Raw genomic sequence first — 18977 nt, 5'->3', positions numbered from 1 at the left:
CCGATCGATCTCTACACCGCCCGGGTTCTTCCATCTGCAACACCCAGTCGGTCGGCGAGACCTTTGACCAGATCCGCGACCTCTTCGGGGCGCTCCTCGTGCGCAAGGTGTCCGAGACCCGGCAAGGAAATGACCTCCGCACCCGGGAGTCGTTCGCGCACGCGGCGGGCCTCGGACGGCGACACCGTCAGGTCGCCTTCGCCGACGACCAGAAAGAGCGGCGGCTCGAGACGGCTCAGCTCGGGGGCGAGCGCGGCGAGATCCCAGTTGGCCATCATGGCGAGGCTGGCGCCGACATGCGAGGGATGGCGCACGAGGCGCTGATAGAGGTCGACGCCGGCCGGCTCCAGGGTCGAGCCGGTGCTCTCGACCAGACGCTCGACCACCCGCCGGTCGGCGGCACGCCGGGCGAAGAGACGCGCGACCAGGACATTCGCGGCCATCAGCTTGGCGGCGGGTGAAAAGATGTGTGCCGGGAGTCCGCGCCAGGGCATGAGTGCGCCGTTCAGACTCACCAGACCACGCGGCCGGATGAAGCCATCAAGCGTCATCCGGATCAGGATCGCCGCACCCGCCGAGTGCCCGAGAACCAGATCGGGCGTGCAGTCGAGCTCGCGAAGAAGGGCGTGAACCGCCGCGGCCATGCCGGGCAATGACATGCGTTTCGACGGCAACGCGCCGGTGAACCCGTGGCCGGGTAAATCAGGCGCGACGACGGTAAAGCGATCGGCGAGCGCAGGGGCAAAGGACCGCCAGGAGTGGGTCGCGGCACCCGTGCCGTGGAGCATGAGGAGTGTCGGACCCGCGCCCATCTGCTGAACATGCCAGCGCAGGCCGCCGGCCTCGACGAAGCGGCTGGCCGTGCGATTCGGCCAGTCGCGACCCTCGATGTCCCAGCGCGGGCGATCGACCATCATGCGTCGCCCGCAAGGCTGAGCCGCTCACGGGGCAGTGGAGTGGCATGCGACGCCGTGCTCCGGCCGCGCCGCCGAAGAGTCGAGTGCAACGCAACGATCCCGGGCTGTGCGCCTTCGGACGTCATCAGCGCGTCCCCGGGCTCATCCTGCGGCGCGCACGGCATGGGAGAGCGAGGTCGCGTCGGCGTGCGGCAAGGGCAGATAGCGCGCACCCATCTCGACGGCCAGATCGCGCCCCTGCTGCTGCGGACGCGGCGAGGTGTCGATCACCAAGGAGGTGATCTCGACCGAGCGCACCAAACGCGCCGCGGAGAGCGCGTCCTCGTTGGCCCGAGCACGCCCGCCGGTACCGTCGCGCGCCACGTTGGCGCGACCGTCGGTCATGATGATGAGGATCGGCGTGCCGCCCCGGCGCTTGACCGAATCGGCCAGCATCATCCCCAGATCGATCCCGGATGCGAGCGGCGTACCGCCCCCGCCCGGCAGGCTGGCCAGCGAGCGCTTGGCGCGGACCAACGAGCGTGTCGGCGGCAGCAGCACCTCGGCGAACTGACCGCGGAAGGCGACCAGGGCGACCCGGTCGCGGCGCACGTAACAGTCCGCCAGGAGCAGCTCGACCGCGCCCTTGGCCTCGGCCAGACGATGCAGTGCCGAAGATCCCGAGGCATCCACGACGAAGATGGTCGTGGTCTCGGAGCGATGCTTGAAGCGGGTGATGCGGAAGTCGTCCTGACGGATCTCGATGCGGTTGGACTCGCCCCCGAAACGGGCGACCTCTTCGCGACGCAGACGCTGCCAAGGCGCGGCCGCACGCAGTGTCTCGACCACGTTCAGACGCAGACCGGCACGCGGCTCGCCGCGCAGGACACCGGCCGGGCGCCCGCGCAGGGGCGCGTTCTGCACCGCACCGGCCTTGCCCGTAGCTCGGGCGCGCGAGCGACGCAGCTTGCCGAGTTGCAGCTGCGCGAGCAGGTCCGCCGGGATCGCCGCCTTGGTGGCTTCGAGCACCTGATCTTCGAGCTCTTTGGGCTCTTGCTGATCCTCGCCCTTGTCCTGCTCCTGATCCGGCTCTTCCGGCTCGGGCGGAGGCGGCTCGTCCGGCGGCTGCTCCATCGGCGGCAACATGGTCGCGCGCGGGGCGAGCACCAGTCGGCCGGCGACGGCCAGATCCTCGTCGGTGACCTCGGTGCGACCTTCAAGCGCAGCGGAGGCGCAGGCCGCTCGGGCGGCAAAGATGGATGCGCGCAGCGAAGGGATCCCCAAGGCCAGCGCGGTGCTGCACAGCGCCTCGATCTGCGCCTCGCTGACCTGAATCCCGGCAAGCAGTGCGCGCGCGGCGAGGATCTCGTCGGCATCGTAGTCGCAGGCGACCGCCTCGTGAACCCGAATATGTGTCAGGTCTTGATGGAAGGCCAGACGGTCGAGCAGCGCGTTGAGCAGACCTTCGTCGTCGCCGACACCCTCGTCCAGCGCGACCACGGCGAAGCGTGCCGGCGAGCGCATCGCCAGACCGTCGCGCTCCAGCACCACTTCGCCCGAATCGAAGGCCATGGTGAGACGCGCCGCGGTGCCGGCACCGATGCGCTCGGCCATCGCCAGTTCCACGATCCCGCCGTTGGCCTCGACCAGCAGACCACGCTCGGCCACCGGTCGGCCGGCGCTCAGGGTCGCGGCCAGATCCAGACCGCCGAGCAGACGCCCATCGGAGACATGCAGCGGGATACGCCGCATCGGCGTGCCGGGCGGCTGCAGGTCGCGCATGATCGTCAGCCACTGGTCGCGGACCGGACCGGCGAGCGAGCGCAGCGCGACCCCGCCGGTCCCGACCGGATCCACGGACATGAGGGCCGCCGCAAGCACGGCATCCCCCCAGCGCGAAACCCCGGCCTCGCCGCGCGGACGCTCGGGCTCCGACTCAGGCATCGCCGCAGGACTGTTCATTCCCCGAACAACTCCCCGACCGCCCGTTCGACCCGGCTGGTCGAGCCGGATTCGTCGAGCGGATCGCGGCGCAGCCGATGCCGCAGTGCGGAGGCGGCCACCTGAACCAGATGCTCGTCCAGCACCACGCCATCGCCCTTGAGTGCCGCAAAGGCACGGGCGGCGCGGATCAGGGTCAACTCACCGCGCAGTCCGTCGGTACCGAGCTTGATGCAGAGCCGTCCCGCCTGCTCCAGGGTCGCGTCCGGGACCTCGACGGTCGGCAGAAAATCACGCGCCTTCTGGATCTGATTGCGGACCTTGCTGTCCTGGCGCTTCCACTTCAGCACGAAGGCCGGCGGGTCGCGCTCGAACTCATCGCGCAGACGCACGACCTTCATGCGGGTCGGCAGATCCTGCGGCGTCTTGACCTCGACGGAGAGACCGAAGCGGTCCTGCAACTGGGGCCGTAGCTCGCCCTCCTCCGGGTTACCCGAGCCGACCAACACGAAACGGGCGGGGTGACGAATACTCAGACCCTCGCGCTCGACCAGGTTCTCGCCCGAGGCGGCCACGTCGAGCAGCGAGTCGACGAGATGGTCTTCCAGCAGGTTGACCTCGTCGATGTAGAGGAAACCGCGATGGGCGCGGGCCAGGAGGCCGGGCTCGAAGGCCTTCTCGCCCTTGGTCAAAGCACGCTCCAGATCCAGCGCACCGATCACGCGATCCTCGGTCGCACCGAGCGGCAGATCCACCACCGGCACCGGCACCATCCGGCTCTTCAGCGGACCTTTGGCACGCTTGGTGCGGCACTCGGCGCAAAGCGCATCCTCGCCCGCCTCCGGGTCGCAGTTATAGACGCAGTCGACCGCCCGCATCTTCGGCAGAAGCGCCGCGAGACCACGAATCGCCGTGGACTTACCCGTCCCGCGGTCACCGAAGACGAGAACGCCGCCGATCGAGGGATCGATGGCCGCAATCAACAGGGAGCGCTTCATCTCCTCCTGGGCGACGACAGCGGAAAACGGAAACGGGATGGGCATACGCAGCGAACCTGGTTGCAGTGAGATTGGATTGCAGTGTGCTTGGACCAAGGGATACGGGGCGCGACCCTAGCGCCCCGACTTCAGTCAGGTCAAGCGGAGTCGATCAATGCGAAGGCGTTTCAACCGCGCCCAGAGCGACATGCGTCGTTTTCATGGTGTATTCGGCCTTGGCGATTTCACCGAGCTTGGTCGAGAGGCTGTTTCAACTTTAAAACGGAACGCTCGTCACAAGCCGCGGGCATCCAGCCACTCCTCGACGACCGCCTTGAAGGCCGCCGGACATTCCTCCTGCGGGACGTGCCCGCAGCCCTCGATCACGGCGAAGGTCGCGTCCGGCAGCGTCTCGGCCACGCGCCGACTGTCCTCGATCGGCACCAGCCGATCGGTCTCCCCGCTGACGAGCAGCACGGGCATCGCCACCTCCGCCAGATGCGCACTCACCGTCACCGGTGCCGAGAGCGACAAGGCCAGCAGCTCGCCCCAGGCGAGATCCCAACCCGCAACCCGGGCGTGAATCCCGAACTGCGCGCGACGCTCCTCCGAGATCTTGGTTGCATCCGCGTAGGACAGATCCATCAAAGCGCCATCTTCGCCCAACTTGCGCGCGATCAATAGACTCAGACGACGCATCTGCGGCAGACTGGCCAGCCACTCGGGCAGGGTCGGACGCGTGGCGTAGACCCAGGGCGCCACCAGGATCAAGGCCGACACCCGCTCGGGATGCGTCAACGCCGCCTCCAGTGCGAGCGTTCCGCCCGAGGAATTCCCGACCAGGACAGCGCGCTCCAACCCGAGGGCATCCATCACCGCGAAGAGCTGGGTGATGGCGGCGTCCTTCGAGTAGGGATTCGGACCGTCCCAGTCGGCCCGCATCGGCTTCGCACTGAGACCATAGGGCAACTGATCATAGGCGACCGCCCGACCCCGAGCGGCGAAGGCGTCGAGCACCGGCTGCCAGGTCCAGGCGTTGAAGGTGAAGCCGTGCAACAGGAGGAAGGCCGTCGCATCCGACGGCGCCCCGGACAAAGCCTGCGACGGCGGCTCGAGATAATGGATTGAAAGCCCCGCGGTCCCCGCGAACGGAATCCCGACGAAACGACTTTCGGTCGATGCCGCCTCGGCGTTGGAGGCGAGCCCGTCGCTCGGCTTCCCCGAGATCAGAAAAGGCCCGGCGACGACCGCCAACACGACAAGTACAACGAGACCAGCCAACACCCTGAGGAGAATTCGAAGCATGTCCGTTCCTTCAATGACGAGCCCAATCACGAGCGGGGCGCTCCTCGCCGCCCATGAGCCCAGGCGCGACCTGCCGGGGGCCAGCGAATGACGAGCACCGACATTGCGCCGATGGAAGAAGGTCCTTCGAAGGGACTCGACCAGATCTCGTTGCTCAGCAGCGACGAGCGGCTCAAGGGGCGTCCGCGTCTGTGTAGCGACTGCGGCTTCTGCGACAGCAGCCTCAAGCTGCTAATGTCGCAGACCTGCACCTTCGTGCGCAACCAGACCCGCGGGATCGAGCAGCGTCTGCACGGGCGCACCCGCCACGCCGGCGAAGAAGGCCGCTTCGGGATCTATCGCGCCATGTACGCCGCGCGGATGGCACGCCCCAACCCCCATGCGCAATGGAGCGGGATGGTTACGACCCTGGGCGCGCGCCTGCTCGAACAGGACAAGGTCGACGCCGTCATCACCACCGCCGCCGCACCCGGAACGCGCTTCAAGGCACAGCCCCTGCTGGCGCGCACCCCGCAGGAGGTTCTGGCGACCGCCGGAAACAAACCCTGCCTCTCCCCGGCGCTCAGCTTGATCGACGCGGTGCGCGATCAGGGCATCAAGCGCCTCGCCGTCGTCGGCACCGGCTGCCAGGTCCATCAACTGCGCGCCGCCGAGGCCGAGCTGGGTCTGGAGCGCCTTTACGTCATCGGCATCCCCTGCAGCGACAACGTCAGCTATCCGGATCTCGAATATTTCCTGACCCAGGTCTCGAAGTCGCCCGAGACCGTCGTGCATCACGAGTTCATGCAGGACTTCAGCCTCTGGATGCGCCATGAAGACGGGCATGTCGAGCGCCTGAACTACATCGACTTCCCGATGGACAAGCTGCATGGCATCTTCCCGTCGTCCTGTCTCTCCTGCTTCGACTACGCCAACACACTCAGCGACATCACCATCGGCTACATGGGCGCCCCGCTCGGCTGGCAATGGGTCATGGTGCGCACGCCCAGGGGCGAGGAGCTCTTCGAGATGCTCCGCCCGGAGCTTGAGATCGGCGAGCTGACCGAATCCGGCGACCGCAACCGCGGGATGCCGCGCTACATGGAGCGCCTGAGCCACCCGCCGGGACAGAAACGCCCGCCGATGCCGATCCGCAAGCTGGTCGCCATGCTCCAGCGCACCCGCGGCCCCAAGGGCCTCGAATTCGCCCGCGCCGTCATCGAGATGAAGTTGCTGCGCAACCTCAACTATGTCCGCAGCAAGTTCCCCAAGTTCGAGTCGCGCGTGGTGCCCGGCCACGTCTACGAGACGCTCGAGCCCTACTCGGAGCTTTACGAGCAGACCTTCGGGCGGCCGCTCGCGCCGACAGCGGCCGAGTCTTCGTCGGAGGGATAGGGCGGGGCGAGCTGGCCCGCGGAGGGTGTCGATGCAGGAGGCAACGGCACCCTCTATCCAAGGCGGCTTGTGTTGGCGTTGCTGCCGCAAGGCTACCTGCTACGGCACCTTAGGAAATCCAGGGATCGACGGCGGTCAAGCCCGCAGCAACGCCATCCGCCGAAGCAGACCCTCGAGCGGCCGCCGTCGGAGCAACTCCGGCGACGCAACATCGGCGCCCGCGGCGCCCGTTTCGGCAAAGGGTTGCCGACCGACAGTGCTGATCCCGACGCGCCATAGCGACAGCTGGAACACAAGACTCCGGCGTCTTGCCCCTTTCACTGTCTCTCGCAAGCTGAAGAGACCACAGCATCCAGAGCCGAGACCGCAACGAGGCGAGTCGAGGGATCCGTGCCGATTTTAGAAGGATGCTATGATCCGGCCAGGAGCGGGCCACGGACCGCCTGCGAGGCATGGAGACAAGATGCCCGCGAGGGTTTCGAGGCACTCAGTTGAATCGTGATCGTCATCGGTTTTAGAGAATGCGCAGCGAGTCACACCATGATCGAGACACTCACCCTGGCTGATCTGTGCCAATCCAGGACCCCCTTCGTCCTCTCCCCCGAGGATCCGCTCGGGCTGGCGGTCGCGGCGATGGGCGAGCGTCGGATCAGCTCGGTCGTGCTGGCCATCGCCGGCCACCCGGTCGGCATCTTCACCGAGCGCGACGCGCTCTCGCTCCTCGCCCGCGGCACCTATGATCCAAGCTCGCCCTTGCGCGAGCGGATGTCGCCGGATCCGCTCACCGCGACGCCCGAGCTGACCTTCGCCGAGGGTTATGCCCGCATGAGCGCGCGCGGCTGCCGACACCTGGTGCTGGTCGACAGTGCAGGCCAGCTTGTCGGGGTGCTCTCCGAGACCGATTTCGCGCGTATCCTGGGCGGGGGTGATCTGCTCGGCGAGCGGCGGGTCGCGGATCTCATGACCCGCGACCCGGTCAATCTGCCCCCGGAGGTGACGGTGGCCGAGGCGCTGCGGATCATGGCCGAGCGGCGGATCAGCTCGGTGGTGGTGGCCGAGGCCGGGCGCGCGATCGGCATCCTGAGTGAGCGCGACGCGGTTCGTCTCGCGGGTTCGGAACTGGATCTCGGGAGCACGCCGCTGGCCCGGCGCATGTCGCTGCCCTTGCAGAGCATCGGCGCGGATCGACCCGCGCGGGAAGCAGGGACCCGAATGCGCGAGCTCGGGATCAGGCGCCTGGTGGTCGAGGACGAGCAGGGTCGTCTGGTCGGCATCCTGACCCGCCGCGACCTCCTGAAGGATGTCCAGGAGATCTATCTCAAACTGCTTAGGCGGGTCATCGCCGTGCAAGGCGAGGCGCTCCAGGAGGCCGAGGACGAGCTGCGCGAGCTGGACCAGTGGAAACGCATGCTCGAGCAGTGCGGGCTCCCGGGGCTCATCCTGGCGGACAGCGGGGGCGTGATTCGTTTCATCAACGATGCCGCCTTGCGGGCCTTGGGACTGACCGCGGAGTCCAGCGTCCGTCTCGGTCTCGACGAGCTGCTCGACGCGGCCGGACTGGCCGAGTCCGACCTGCCCGGCCGGCTCGCCGCGGCACGCGATCTGACGGTGGAGCTGCCCCGGGAGACCGACAGCGGCCGACGCTGGCTGCGCATCCTGGGCGCCAAGACAGCCGACGATCTCGGCTCTGGTGTCGTGTTGGCCATCCAAGATATCACCGAGGAGCGTGCCGCGCCCGACCGAACCGTCTTGCAGCCGAGCTCGGACCATGGTGCGCGCCGACACCGTCAGCGGGTGCTCGAGCTTGGCCAGGCCTTGGAGCGCGGCGAATTCAATCTGCTCTACCAACCCATCATCGGTCTGGCGACCGCCACTATCGTCGGGGTGGAAGCCTTGATGCGCTGGCAGCACCCGCGCGACGGACTCCTGGTGCCGCGCGACTTCCTCGCCGGGATCGAGCAGAGCGACCTGGCCCAACCCGTGGGCCGCTGGGTCTTGGAAGAGGCCGCCAAGCAGGCGCGGGACTGGTTGAATCGAGGACGGGTCAGGATCCATGTCAATCTTTCGGCCCGCCAGCTCGCCGACCCTGGCTTGGCACGCGAGATCCGGGAGCTCCTGGATCGCATCGGATTGCCACCCGAGCTCATTTGTCTCGAGGTGCGCGAGACGCTCCTGCCGCGCAACCCGCTCGCCGGGCTCGCACCGCTTGCCGAGCTGCGCGAGCTGGGCGTTGCCATCGCCCTGGACAACTTCGGGACGGGTCACATCCCGGCGAGCCAGCTCAAACAGCTCCCGATCGACCTGGTCAAGATCGACAAGGGCTTTATCCGCTACATGGATCGGGATCCCGTTGATCAGAGCTTTGTGCGCTCGACCATCGACTTGGCCCATGCGCAGGGTCTCCTGGTGGTGGCCGAGGGGGTCGAAACCCGTGAGCAGCTTGAATCGCTCTCCTTGCAGGGCTGCGATCAGATCCAGGGTTTTCTGATGAGTCGCCTGGTCGAGGCCGAGGCGATCGCCGCCGAGGTGGACGGCCGGGATGAGTTCAATCCAGTCCGAGATCGAAATCAGCCTTGAACGGGTTCTTCAGGCGCAGGGCTCCAACCCTGCGAGCGTCGTGCATGTCTTCGGTGAGCAAGCGTGTCTCCATGAGCATGGCATCCCAGAAGCCGAACCCATGTGCGCTCTTCTGACCGATGACGTCGCGCAGCGTGCGCCCGTCGGCCGCGGCCACCGGATAAATGAAGATCTGCGACGAGATCCGCGACGGACTCCAGCGCCCACACATCCGGCCAAGCCGGGCGAGTGGGAATCAGGAGCCGATCGACACCGGCGAGGATCTCCATGACCTCGGGGCCGACGGTGGGCGGGCAATCGACCAGGACAGCATCGAAACCCATGGCGCGCTCGGCCCAGTCGTGCCAGAGGGCAAAACCGCTGTCCGCCCGCACGGCGATTCCGAACCGATCGGCGAAGCGCTCGCCCCAGGCCGCGGCCGTGCCCTGGGGATCGGTATCCAAGAGCAGCACCCGCGCACCCTGCGCAGGCGAGTGCGGGTCCGCGTCAAGGTCCGCTGCGGATCCGCCGGCCAGACGAACCGCGCAGCCGATGGCGAGGCTGGTCTTGCCCGTTCCGCCCTTGCGATGCCAGAAGGCAATGCGGGCCGGGGGCATGGGGTCTGTGCTCATGAGTCTCCGGCTCGGTCGATGCTGTCTGGATCGCGCACGTGGATCATGATCGGCTCCCGGTCGCTTCAGTCAACCCGCCGCAACAGATCGACCCGATGGGGTTTCCACAAGCGCACGCCTTGCGGTGTCAGATGGCGCTCGAAGGCCGCGCGGATTTCGGCCAGGCATGCGGCATCGAGGTTTCGCTCGCTGTGGGTCACGTCGATGAAACGTGCGGCGAAGCTCTCCCAGTCGGGGTAGATGCCTTCGGACTCGAAGAAGACCTCTTCCACCAGCTCGAACCGTCCAGCATCGACGGCGTTGCGGAGGGCCTCGAACGCGGCCTCGCGGACCAGACGCTCGTCGTCGATCAGGCGCATGATGGCATTGAAGTCACCCCAGTAAACGGGTTCGCAGACATAGAGCAGACCGCCCGGGACCAGCACGCGATGGATCTCGCGCAGTGCTTGATCCATGGCCGCAACCGGGACATGGTGGAGCGACTTGAGCATGACGACGAGGTCGTAGCTGGCGTCCGGATCCGCGATCGACTCGGCGCCGCCATAGCGAAAGCAGACCTGCGGCAGATCCGCGATCGCGAGGTTGCGCGCATGCTGGATGCGATCGACCTCGGTCGCCGTGATGCGGGCCGCGCCGAAGCGGGTGGCCAGCGCACGGGTCATGTAGGCGGCGCCGCAACCCAGCTCGAGGACACGGCGGTCGCGTACCTCGATCAAGTCGCCGATGAGATCGACCTCCTCGCAACGACGGTAGGCATTCGGATCGTTGATTTGCATGATGTGCAGTGACTCCTTAGGGTAGAGGATGTCGGTCGGGCCGGTTATCGGGCCATGCCTGCGCTCCATTCATACGATCTGTCCGAATCGACGGCTGGCGGCGGAGACTCTACGCAAGCCGGCTCGACAGGACATCCACTGCGTATCACCGTCTCGGCGTGCCGACCTGATCGATCGCCGCCTTTGGATTCAACGGAGCCCGCTGGTCATGCCCGACTTTACCCTGCACCCCCGACTCCTTGCCGATTGTCATCCGCTGGGCCGATTGTCCGCGAGTCACCTGCTCCTGCATCGCAACGCGGCCGTTCCCTGGTTCATCCTGGTGCCCGAGACCGACTTGGGTAACCTGTTGGATCTGCCCGTCGCGCAGCGCGATACGGTCCTCGCCGACTGCAAGCTGGCCTCGGACTATCTGACGGCTGTTCTCGGTTGTCCGAAGGTGAACGTGGCCTGGATCGGCAATCTGGTGCCGCAACTGCATGTCCATGTCATCGGCCGAAGCCCGACCGATCCCTGCTGGCCCAAGCCCGTTTGGGGGTACCTGGAAATGACCCGGGCATACACCTCAAGCGAGGTGGATACGTTCAAGGCGGCCCTTGTGGGCGGCTGAGGTGATTTCCGCTAGACGTATCGACCGACCCGTCGGGGCGACTAAAGGCGCCCCGACGTGGCTCCTGCATGTCGTACAGAGATGAGCAGTCGGGATGCTTGGTCCCGGAATCACCCGAGCGACAGCGCGGGTCGGGCAGCGGGCCAAGAGATCCGCGAGCCCTCGAAGCCCGTTATCGCGCACCGATCAGCTCGATCGGGTAGCCGTCCGGATCCTCGACGAAGGCGATGATGGTCTTGCCCGCATTCATGGGCCCGGCATCGCGGATGATCTTGCCGCCCTTGGCCTTGATCCGGTCCGTCGCCTCATAGACATCGTCGACCTCGATGGCGATATGGCCGTAGCCGTTGCCCAAGTCGTAGCGATCGACACCCCAGTTGTAGGTCAGCTCGATCACGGTCTGCTCGGACTCTGCGCCGTAGCCGAGAAAGGCAAGCGTGAACTCGCCGTCGGGATAGTCCTTCTGACGCAGCAGCTGCATCCCGAGGATCTCGGTGTAGAAATCGATGGAGCGCTGCAGGTTGCCGGTCCGCAGCATGGTATGGAGGATTCTCATCCGGGTGACCTCTTGCGTTGTGGTCTCGGGTTGTCGTCGAGCCTGTGCCGACATTCTCGCATCGACCCGGGCCTGCAGAAAAACCTAGAGAAAAACCTTGATAAACCATTCGGTCTTGGGCATCATGACTTTCGTGCAGTGCTTCCTTGTAGTATTTCGGTTGTTACTCCTCTCCGCGTGACGTGGCAGATCCTTCCGTAATCTCGCGACAGTCGCCTGCATATGTACACACGTTTCGTTAAATCAGAGAATACCGTAAATGGCTACAGGCACAGTTAAGTGGTTCAGTGACGAGAAGGGCTTCGGCTTCATCGCTCCTTCCGACGGCTCCAAGGACGTCTTCGTCCATCACAGCGCCGTCCAAGGCAGTGGCTTCAAGTCGCTGGCCGAGGGACAAAGCGTCTCCTACGACGTCGAGCAAGGCCAGAAGGGCCCGAGCGCGACCAACGTCGTACCCAAGTAAAAACAGCCTTCAGGTGCCAGTCACCTGAGCTGAAAAAGCCCCGCCAACTGCGGGGCTTTTTGCGTTTTCGGTCCGTCGAATGTCGGCGGCCCGCCCCTCTCTTTTTTGTCTCTTGCGGAACCCTCCTTTGATCTCCACAGCCAACATCACCATGCAGTTCGGCGGCAAGCCGTTGTTCGAAAACGTCTCCGTGAAATTCGGCGGAGGCAATCGCTACGGCCTGATCGGCGCCAACGGCTGCGGAAAATCCACCCTGATGAAGATCCTGGGTGGGGATCTGGAGCCCAGCGCGGGCAACGTTTCCGTCGAGCCCGGCAAGCGTCTCGGCAAGCTGCGCCAAGACCAGTTCGCCTTCGAGAACGACGGGGTGCTCGACACCGTCATCATGGGCCACGAGGAGTTGTGGCAGATCAAGAAGGAGCGCGACCGCATCTATGCGCTGCCGGAGATGAGCGAGGAAGACGGCATGGAGGTCGCGCACCTGGAGGTGCACTTCGCCGAGCTGGACGGCTACACGGCCGAGGCGCGTGCAGGCGAGCTGCTGCTCGGCCTGGATATCCCGCTGGAGCAGCACGAAGGCCCCATGAGCGCCGTCGCACCCGGCTGGAAGCTGCGCGTGCTGCTTGCCCAGGCGCTGTTCGCCGACCCGGACATCCTGCTGCTCGACGAGCCCACCAACAACCTGGATATCAACAGCATCCGCTGGCTCGAAGAGGTGCTGAATGCACGCAACAGCACCATGATCATCATCTCGCACGACCGGCACTTTCTGAACAGCGTCTGTACCCACATGGCCGACCTGGACTACGGCGAGCTGCGCGTCTACCCGGGCAACTACGACGAGTACATGACCGCCGCCAGCCAGGCGCGCACGCGCCTCTATTCGGACAACGCCAAGAAGAAGGCTCAGATCGCAGAGCTGCAGACCTTCGTCAGTCGCTTCTCGGCCAACGCATCCAAGGCGAAGCAGGCTACCTCGCGGCAGCGCCAGCTCGAGAAGATCAAGCTCGAAGACATCAAGCCATCGAGCCGGGTCAACCCCTTCATCCGTTTCGGCCAATACAAAAAGCTCTACCGCCTGGCGCTCGAGGTGAATGGCCTCGCCAAAGGCTACGACGGCAAGCCGCTCTTCAGCGGCCTGGACCTGACGGTGGAGGTCGGCGAGCGGGTCGCCATCATCGGCCCCAACGGTATCGGCAAGACCACACTGCTGCGCAGCCTCGCCGGCGACCTCGCACCCGACGGGGGCGTGATCAAATGGTCCGAGAACAGCACCCTGGGTTACTTCGCCCAAGACCATGCGGCCGATTTTGCCGACAACACCAGCCTGTATGATTGGATGGACCAGTGGAAACAGCCCGGCGACGACGAGCAGGTCATCCGCGGCACGCTGGGGCGGCTGCTGTTTTCCCAGGACGAGATCAAAAAGCCCGTGAACGTGATCTCGGGCGGCGAGCAGGGCCGCATGCTCTTCGGCAAGCTGATGCTGCAGAAGCCCAATATCCTGCTGATGGACGAGCCGACCAACCATCTCGACATGGAGTCCATCGAGTCGCTCAACACCGCGCTGGAAGACTACCCGGGCACACTGATCTTCGTCAGCCACGATCGCGAGCTGATCTCGTCTCTTGCGACGCGGATCATCGAGTTGACACCCCGAGGCGTGGTCGACTTCCGCGGGAACTACGAAGACTATGTCGAGCGCGAGGGCGCTGCGGCTTAAACCGCATCCAGAGCGAGAGGCTCAATTCTCAAGTGACCTCGACGTTTGATGCAGCCATGGCCCTTAGCGTGGACGCGGTTTAAAATAGTATATTTTTTAATTACTTAAACCGCGCCAACTCCAGCGGCCGTCAAGTCCGCCGGGGCCGATCTCCCATCCAACAACATCGTATACCGCGTCGGGCGCGGTTTAAGTCTGGATCTGATTCGCGCGGCTGCATCGATGGCGAGATGCGGGATCACAGCCGACTGAGACTCACCGTCTGCCGAAAGCGAGCCAAGGCGACGGCAAAGGCGATGGCCCCGAGCCCCAGGGTCGCGGCCAGGTGCGGCCAAACCAGATCGAGCCCGGCACCCCGGAAGACCACCGACTGGATGAAGGCGACGAAATGGGTCGTGGGCGAGACGAGCATCACCCGTTGCAGCAGCTCGGGCATGGCATCGAGCGGGGTGTTGGCGCCCGAGAGCATATACATCACCAGGAACACCGGGATGGAGAGCAGCCCGAACTGAGGCATGGTCCGGGCGAGGGTGGCGAGCAGGATGCCGAGTGCGGTGATCGAGAAGAGGTAGACCCCGAGACCGAGCACGAAGAGCCCGAGCGAACCCGCGTTGGGCACCCCGAGCAGCCCTTGGACGACCACGACCATCGCGAAGGTCGCGGCGATGAGAATGACCAGGCCGTTGGCCCAGACCTTCGCGAGCATGATCTCGGCCGCGGTGAGCGGCATCACCAGCAGATGCTCGATGGTGCCGTGCTCGCGCTCGCGGATCAGTGCCGCCCCGGTGAGTACGATGCCGAGCAGGGTGACCATGTTGACGATCTGCATCACCGACATGAACCAAATCGACTCGCTGTTTGGATTGAAGGCGAGCCGGATCACCGACCCCACCGCCGGCGGCGACTCGGCTTGATCGCCCCGCAGATAGAGCAGCGGCTCCTCGACAAGCACACGCTCCAGATAGCGCACCCCCGCTCCCGCCATCGCCATGGCGGTCGCATCCACGATGACCTGCACGGCCGGGCGACGCCCCTGCGAGGCATCGGCCTGAAGACGCGGCGGGATGTCGATCACGAAGGTGTAGCGGCCCGCATCCATGGCTGCGTCGATCTCGCCGACATCGATCTGCTCGGGTGCCTGAAAATAGGGCGGGAGCAGGGTCTCCGTCAGACGCATCGAGAGCTGCGAGCGGTCCTCGTCGACCACCGCTACCGAGGCATGCTCGAGCTGGAGCTTCACCCCGCGCGACGGGGCGATGATGGCGAAGGTGAAGGAATAGATGATCAGAAAGACCAACACCGGGTCGTAGCGCAGGCTGAACAGCTCCTTGAGCCCCAGACGGTAGACGTTCGCGAGCCGCATCTCAGCGCTCCCGGGTGCGAAGCAGCACAAGCCCGAGCAGGAAGAAGGCGAGCCCGAAGGCCGCAAGCACCAGATAGTCCAACCAGAGATCACCGACGGTCAGCCCCTTGGTGAAGCTCCCCACGCTCACGTGATTGAACCAGGCGCTCGGGAAGCCGTAGCCCATGATGCGCGCAGGTCCGGTCAGCGCCGAGACCGGCACCAGCATGCCCGAGAAGAGGATGGTCGGCATGGAGCTGACGATGGCCGTTCCGAATACGGCCGCAATCTGGGTGCGCATGAAGGTGGACATGAGCAGCCCGAGCCCGGTGCTCGCGAAGACGAACAGCACCGCCCCGAGCGTGAGCCCGAGGAGACTCCCGGCAAGCGGCACACGAAACAGGAAGAGCGCCATGAGGAGCAACATCAGGTAGCTCAGGAGTGCCAGACCCACGTAGGGCAGCTGCTTGCCGAGCAGAAATTCCCCGCCCTTGGTCGGTGTGGCGTAGAGGTTGGTGATGGAGCCCAGCTCCTTCTCCCGCACCACCCCTACCGCGGTCATGGTGGCCGGGATCATGATGAGCAGCAGCATCAGGATCCCGGGCACCATGGCGTAGACGCTCTTGAAGTCCTGGTTGTAGCGAAAGCGCGTCTCGACCCTGACCGGCGATGCGGACGGGCCGGCGGACGGATCGGCCCCGCGAGCCTCCAGATACCCGCGATGCACGCCCTCGACATAGCCGCCGATGGAATCGCTGCGAAAGGGGACGGCCCCGTCGATCATGAATCCGACCTCGGAGCCGGAGCCACCCGTCAAGGCGCGGCCGAATCCCGGCGGGATCTCGATCGCCACGGCCAGCCGACCGCTTGCGAGCCGACGCCACATCTGCTCTGCGTCGGCCAGCGGCGCCTGCTCGGAGAACCAGGTCGAGCCGGCGAAGTGCTCCAGGTAGTCGCGGCTTGCCGGGGTGCGGTCGTGATCGAGCACGGCATAGGCAATCTCGTCGACATCGAACGAGATCCCGTAGCCCATGGCGATCATCATGATCACCGGCCCGAGCAGGGCGAAGGCGAGTCGGATCGGGTCGCGCCGAATCTCAGCACCCTCGCGCCGGGCATAGGCCCAGAGCCGGCGCAGTGAAAAGCCCGTGGAACGAGACCGCGGGTGCAGCGGGGGAAGCGCGGGATCCCGTACGGCCTCCCGATCGGCGACGGTCTTCTCGCCCGCGTCCGCCGCACCCTGCTCCATGTAGGCGATGAAAGCGTCCTCGAGCGTCGCCGCACCCTGCCGGGACTTGATGTCAGCGGGGGTACCCTCGGCCAGCACTCGACCAGCATGCATCAGCGAGAGGCGGTCGCAACGCTCGGCCTCGTTCATGAAGTGGGTCGAGATGAAGATGGTCACCCCTTGATCGCGCGAAAGCATGAGGAGCTGCTCCCAGAAGCCGTCTCGGGCGATCGGATCGACCCCGGAGGTCGGCTCGTCCAGGATCAGAAGCTCGGGCGCATGGATCACCGCCACGGCGAGCGACAGACGCTGGCGCACGCCGAGCGGCAGCGCCTCGGCACGGGCGTCGATGACGCGTGCGAGATCGAAACGCTCGGCAAGCTCCGCGATGCGCGCGGGGATGTCCTTCGCGGGCAGTCGATAGAGCCGCGCATGCAGGTCCAGGTTCTGCCGCACGCTCAGCTCGCCGTAGAGCGAAAAGGATTGGGACATGAACCCCAGACGCCGGCGCAGCGCCGTGTCCTCCGCATCCACCGGCCGGTCGAAGACCCACGCCTCGCCCTCGGTGGCCGGCAGGAGGCCGGTGAGCATCCGCATGGTCGTGGTCTTGCCGCTGCCGTTGGAGCCGAGGAAGCCGAAGATCTCGCCCTTGTGGATCGAGAAACTGACCCGCTCGACCGCGGTGAAGTCGCCGAAGCGCCGGGTCAGGCCCTCGGCACGGATGGCGAGCGGCCCATCACCGCCTTGTGTGCGAGGCGGGACCACCAAGCGCCGATGACCGCCGCGGCGCTCTTCGGGAAGCAGCGCGACGAAGACCGACTCCATGTCGCGCTCGCCGGTACGTGCACACAGCTCGGTCACCGTGCCGGCGGCGAGCACGCGACCGGCGTCCATTGCCACCAAGGTGTCGAAGCGCTCCGCCTCCTCCATGTAGGCCGTCGACGCCAGGATGCTCAGATCGGGGCGACGCCGCCTCAGCCGCTCCATCAGCTCCCAAAAGCGAAGCCGCGACAGCGGATCCACCCCGGTGGTCGGCTCGTCGAGGATCAACAGCTCGGGGTCGTGGATGAGCGCACAGCAGAGCCCGAGCTTCTGCTTCATCCCGCCGGAGAGGTGCATCGCAGGACGCTCGGTGAAGGGTGCGAGACCGGTGGCCGCGGTCAGCTCGGCGATGCGCTCCGCTCGGGTCGCCCTGTTCTGCCCGAACAGGCGACCGAAGAAATCCAGGTTCTCCCGGACCGAGAGGCTGGGGTAGAGATTGCGACCGAGGCCCTGGGGCATGTAGGCAATGCGCTCGATCACGGCGTCGCGCTCGCGGCACTGCCGCAGATCGTGCCCGAGCACCTCGACCCGACCGGACTGGATCTGCCGCACCCCGGCGATGATCCCGAGTAGGGTCGATTTGCCCACCCCGTCGGGCCCGATCAGGCCGGTCAGACGTCCGGCGGAGAGCTCGAGCGCCACACCATCGAGGGCGTTCAAACCCCCGTAGACGTGGCTCAGCCCGCTCAGTCTGACGACGGGGCCGGCGGCGTGCTCGGCCATAGCGATGACCTCGGGGGCGGCAGTCTCGGTTCCAGATGCTCGGGCCAGGGCGCGTCGGGGCTGAGCTGTACAGAGGCGACGCCGGGGAGCCCGGTCTTCACCAGCGTCTCGTAGCGCGCGAGCAGCTCCGGGGCAACCCGCACCTTCACGCGGAAGGCGAGCGACTCGCGCACACTTTGCGTCTCGACCTGTTTGGGCGTGAACTGGGCGCGCGGGGCGACGAAGGAGACCTCTGCGGGGATCACATACTCGGGCGCGGCGTCCAGGACGATCCGCGCCGGCGCACCCAACCGGACCCGTCCGGCCGCCGGTGTCGGCAGGAAGATGACCATATAGACGTCCGCGAGGTCGAGCAGGGTCAAGACTTTGCCGCCCACGCCCAGCACCTCGCCCGGCTCCGCCAGACGGTAAAGGACTCGTCCGCCGCGCGGCGCCTGGAGGGTGCTGTCGGCGATGTCGACCTCGACCCGTTCGAGACCCGCCTGCGCCGCCTCGATCGCCGCCTCGGCCGCGACCACCTGCACGCGCGAGGCCCAGAGGGCCGCCTCGGCGCTGCGCACGCTGGTGCGCGCCTGATCGACCTGCTCCTCGGAGACGAATTGATCGGTGCGCGAGAGCCGCTGCAGCCGGTCGAGATCGCGGCGGGCATAGTCCAGCTCGCTCTCGCGCTGCTCCACCACCGCAAGTGTATGCTGACGCTCCTGCTCGGCCTGACGCAGCTCGGCTCGACCTTGGCGCCGCCGGGCCTCCAAGGCGTCGGTGTCGAGCACCGCGACGACCTGCCCCTGCTCGACACGATCGCCTTCCTGGACCCGCACCTCCGTCAGCCGCCCGGCCAGCTTCGTCGCGACATCCACCTCGGTCGCCTCGATCCGACCGTTGCCCACGGCAAAACCCTCCGGCAGCGGGGAATCGTCCAGCCACCCGCGCAGCGCCGCCGGAAGGACCCGTAAATCACCGCCGCCGAGGAACACCCAACCCGCCATGACGGCGGCGAGAAGGAGGACGAGGATGGCTCCGGCAACCAGCCGACGGCCCGATCTGCTCATGTGA

15 protein-coding genes are annotated in these 18977 nt (G+C 66.2%); 5 read left to right on the top strand and 10 right to left on the bottom strand.

Going from position 1 to position 18977, the window contains the following annotated elements:
• Positions 1 to 11 precede the first annotated feature (11 nt).
• The 4 genes from bchO to B4N44_RS09105 all read right to left on the bottom strand — a co-directional run bounded on the left by bchO (position 12) and on the right by B4N44_RS09105 (position 5119).
• Entirely contained in the window at positions 12 to 914 is a 903-nt protein-coding gene (bchO, locus tag B4N44_RS09120; protein WP_296699818.1) for an alpha/beta fold hydrolase BchO, read from the bottom strand.
• Between the two features lie 144 nt (positions 915 to 1058).
• Positions 1059 to 2858: a magnesium chelatase subunit D gene (locus tag B4N44_RS09115; RefSeq protein ID WP_296699684.1), complete on the bottom strand. Its 1800-nt coding sequence runs from the start codon at positions 2856 to 2858 to the stop codon at positions 1059 to 1061.
• Complete coding sequence (gene bchI / locus B4N44_RS09110; RefSeq protein ID WP_296699681.1) at positions 2855 to 3880, bottom strand: magnesium chelatase ATPase subunit I; 1026 nt, start codon at positions 3878 to 3880, stop codon at positions 2855 to 2857. Before bchI ends, B4N44_RS09115 begins: the two co-directional genes overlap by 4 nt.
• 228 nt (positions 3881 to 4108) lie before the next feature.
• The gene (locus B4N44_RS09105) at positions 4109 to 5119 is read right to left on the bottom strand and encodes an alpha/beta fold hydrolase (protein WP_296699678.1); all 1011 of its coding nucleotides are present in this window, start codon (positions 5117 to 5119) and stop codon (positions 4109 to 4111) included.
• Positions 5120 to 5230: 111 nt separating this feature from the next.
• Between B4N44_RS09105 and B4N44_RS09100 the strand changes: the two genes are divergently transcribed.
• Together B4N44_RS09100 and B4N44_RS09095 are read left to right on the top strand one after the other, a co-directional pair.
• Positions 5231 to 6493 carry a Coenzyme F420 hydrogenase/dehydrogenase, beta subunit C-terminal domain gene (locus tag B4N44_RS09100; RefSeq protein WP_414718133.1) on the top strand — a complete coding sequence of 421 codons (1263 nt, stop codon included), beginning with the start codon at positions 5231 to 5233 and terminating at the stop codon, positions 6491 to 6493.
• 540 nt (positions 6494 to 7033) lie between these two features.
• Complete coding sequence (locus B4N44_RS09095) at positions 7034 to 9070, top strand: EAL domain-containing protein (RefSeq protein WP_296699672.1); 2037 nt, start codon at positions 7034 to 7036, stop codon at positions 9068 to 9070.
• Here the strand turns inward: B4N44_RS09095 and B4N44_RS09090 are convergent.
• A complete protein-coding gene (locus B4N44_RS09090; RefSeq protein WP_296699669.1) occupies positions 9061 to 9681 on the bottom strand; it encodes a ParA family protein in 621 nt (206 codons plus the stop codon). The two genes, B4N44_RS09095 and B4N44_RS09090, sit on opposite strands and share 10 nt — an antisense overlap.
• A 65-nt stretch (positions 9682 to 9746) precedes the next feature.
• Entirely contained in the window at positions 9747 to 10457 is a 711-nt protein-coding gene (locus tag B4N44_RS09085) for a class I SAM-dependent methyltransferase (RefSeq protein ID WP_296699816.1), read from the bottom strand.
• Positions 10458 to 10665: 208 nt separating this feature from the next.
• Here B4N44_RS09085 and B4N44_RS09080 point away from each other — a divergent pair, with 208 nt between their 5' ends.
• Positions 10666 to 11067, top strand: coding sequence for an HIT family protein (locus B4N44_RS09080; protein ID WP_296699666.1), 402 nt, complete (start codon positions 10666 to 10668; stop codon positions 11065 to 11067).
• 172 nt (positions 11068 to 11239) lie between these two features.
• Here B4N44_RS09080 and gloA read toward each other — a convergent pair whose 3' ends face one another.
• Positions 11240 to 11623 carry a lactoylglutathione lyase gene (gene gloA / locus B4N44_RS09075; protein ID WP_296699663.1) on the bottom strand — a complete coding sequence of 128 codons (384 nt, stop codon included), beginning with the start codon at positions 11621 to 11623 and terminating at the stop codon, positions 11240 to 11242.
• Between the two features lie 259 nt (positions 11624 to 11882).
• Here gloA and B4N44_RS09070 point away from each other — a divergent pair, with 259 nt between their 5' ends.
• Both B4N44_RS09070 and B4N44_RS09065 read left to right on the top strand, forming a co-directional pair.
• On the top strand, positions 11883 to 12086 hold the full coding sequence (locus tag B4N44_RS09070) for a cold-shock protein (RefSeq protein ID WP_007191453.1): 204 nt from the start codon (positions 11883 to 11885) through the stop codon (positions 12084 to 12086).
• Between the two features lie 127 nt (positions 12087 to 12213).
• Complete coding sequence (locus tag B4N44_RS09065) at positions 12214 to 13809, top strand: ABC-F family ATPase (RefSeq protein WP_296699658.1); 1596 nt, start codon at positions 12214 to 12216, stop codon at positions 13807 to 13809.
• A gap of 238 nt (positions 13810 to 14047) precedes the next feature.
• On the opposite strand, the gene B4N44_RS09060 is transcribed toward B4N44_RS09065, so the two are convergent.
• The 3 genes from B4N44_RS09060 to B4N44_RS09050 are packed head-to-tail and all read right to left on the bottom strand — an operon-like array spanning position 14048 to position 18973.
• Positions 14048 to 15172, bottom strand: a complete 1125-nt coding sequence (locus tag B4N44_RS09060) for an ABC transporter permease (protein WP_296699655.1) — start codon at positions 15170 to 15172, stop codon at positions 14048 to 14050.
• A gap of 1 nt (position 15173) precedes the next feature.
• Complete coding sequence (gene rbbA / locus B4N44_RS09055) at positions 15174 to 17924, bottom strand: ribosome-associated ATPase/putative transporter RbbA (protein ID WP_296699651.1); 2751 nt, start codon at positions 17922 to 17924, stop codon at positions 15174 to 15176.
• Positions 17888 to 18973 (bottom strand): HlyD family secretion protein, encoded by a 1086-nt coding sequence (locus B4N44_RS09050; protein ID WP_296699647.1) that lies wholly within the window; start codon positions 18971 to 18973, stop codon positions 17888 to 17890. Before B4N44_RS09050 ends, rbbA begins: the two co-directional genes overlap by 37 nt.
• Positions 18974 to 18977 lie beyond the last annotated feature (4 nt).

This window comes from Thiocapsa sp. UBA6158 (assembly GCF_002423035.1).
GTDB lineage: Bacteria > Pseudomonadota > Gammaproteobacteria > Chromatiales > Chromatiaceae > Thiocapsa.
This window is presented reverse-complemented; position numbering and strand designations above follow the sequence as displayed.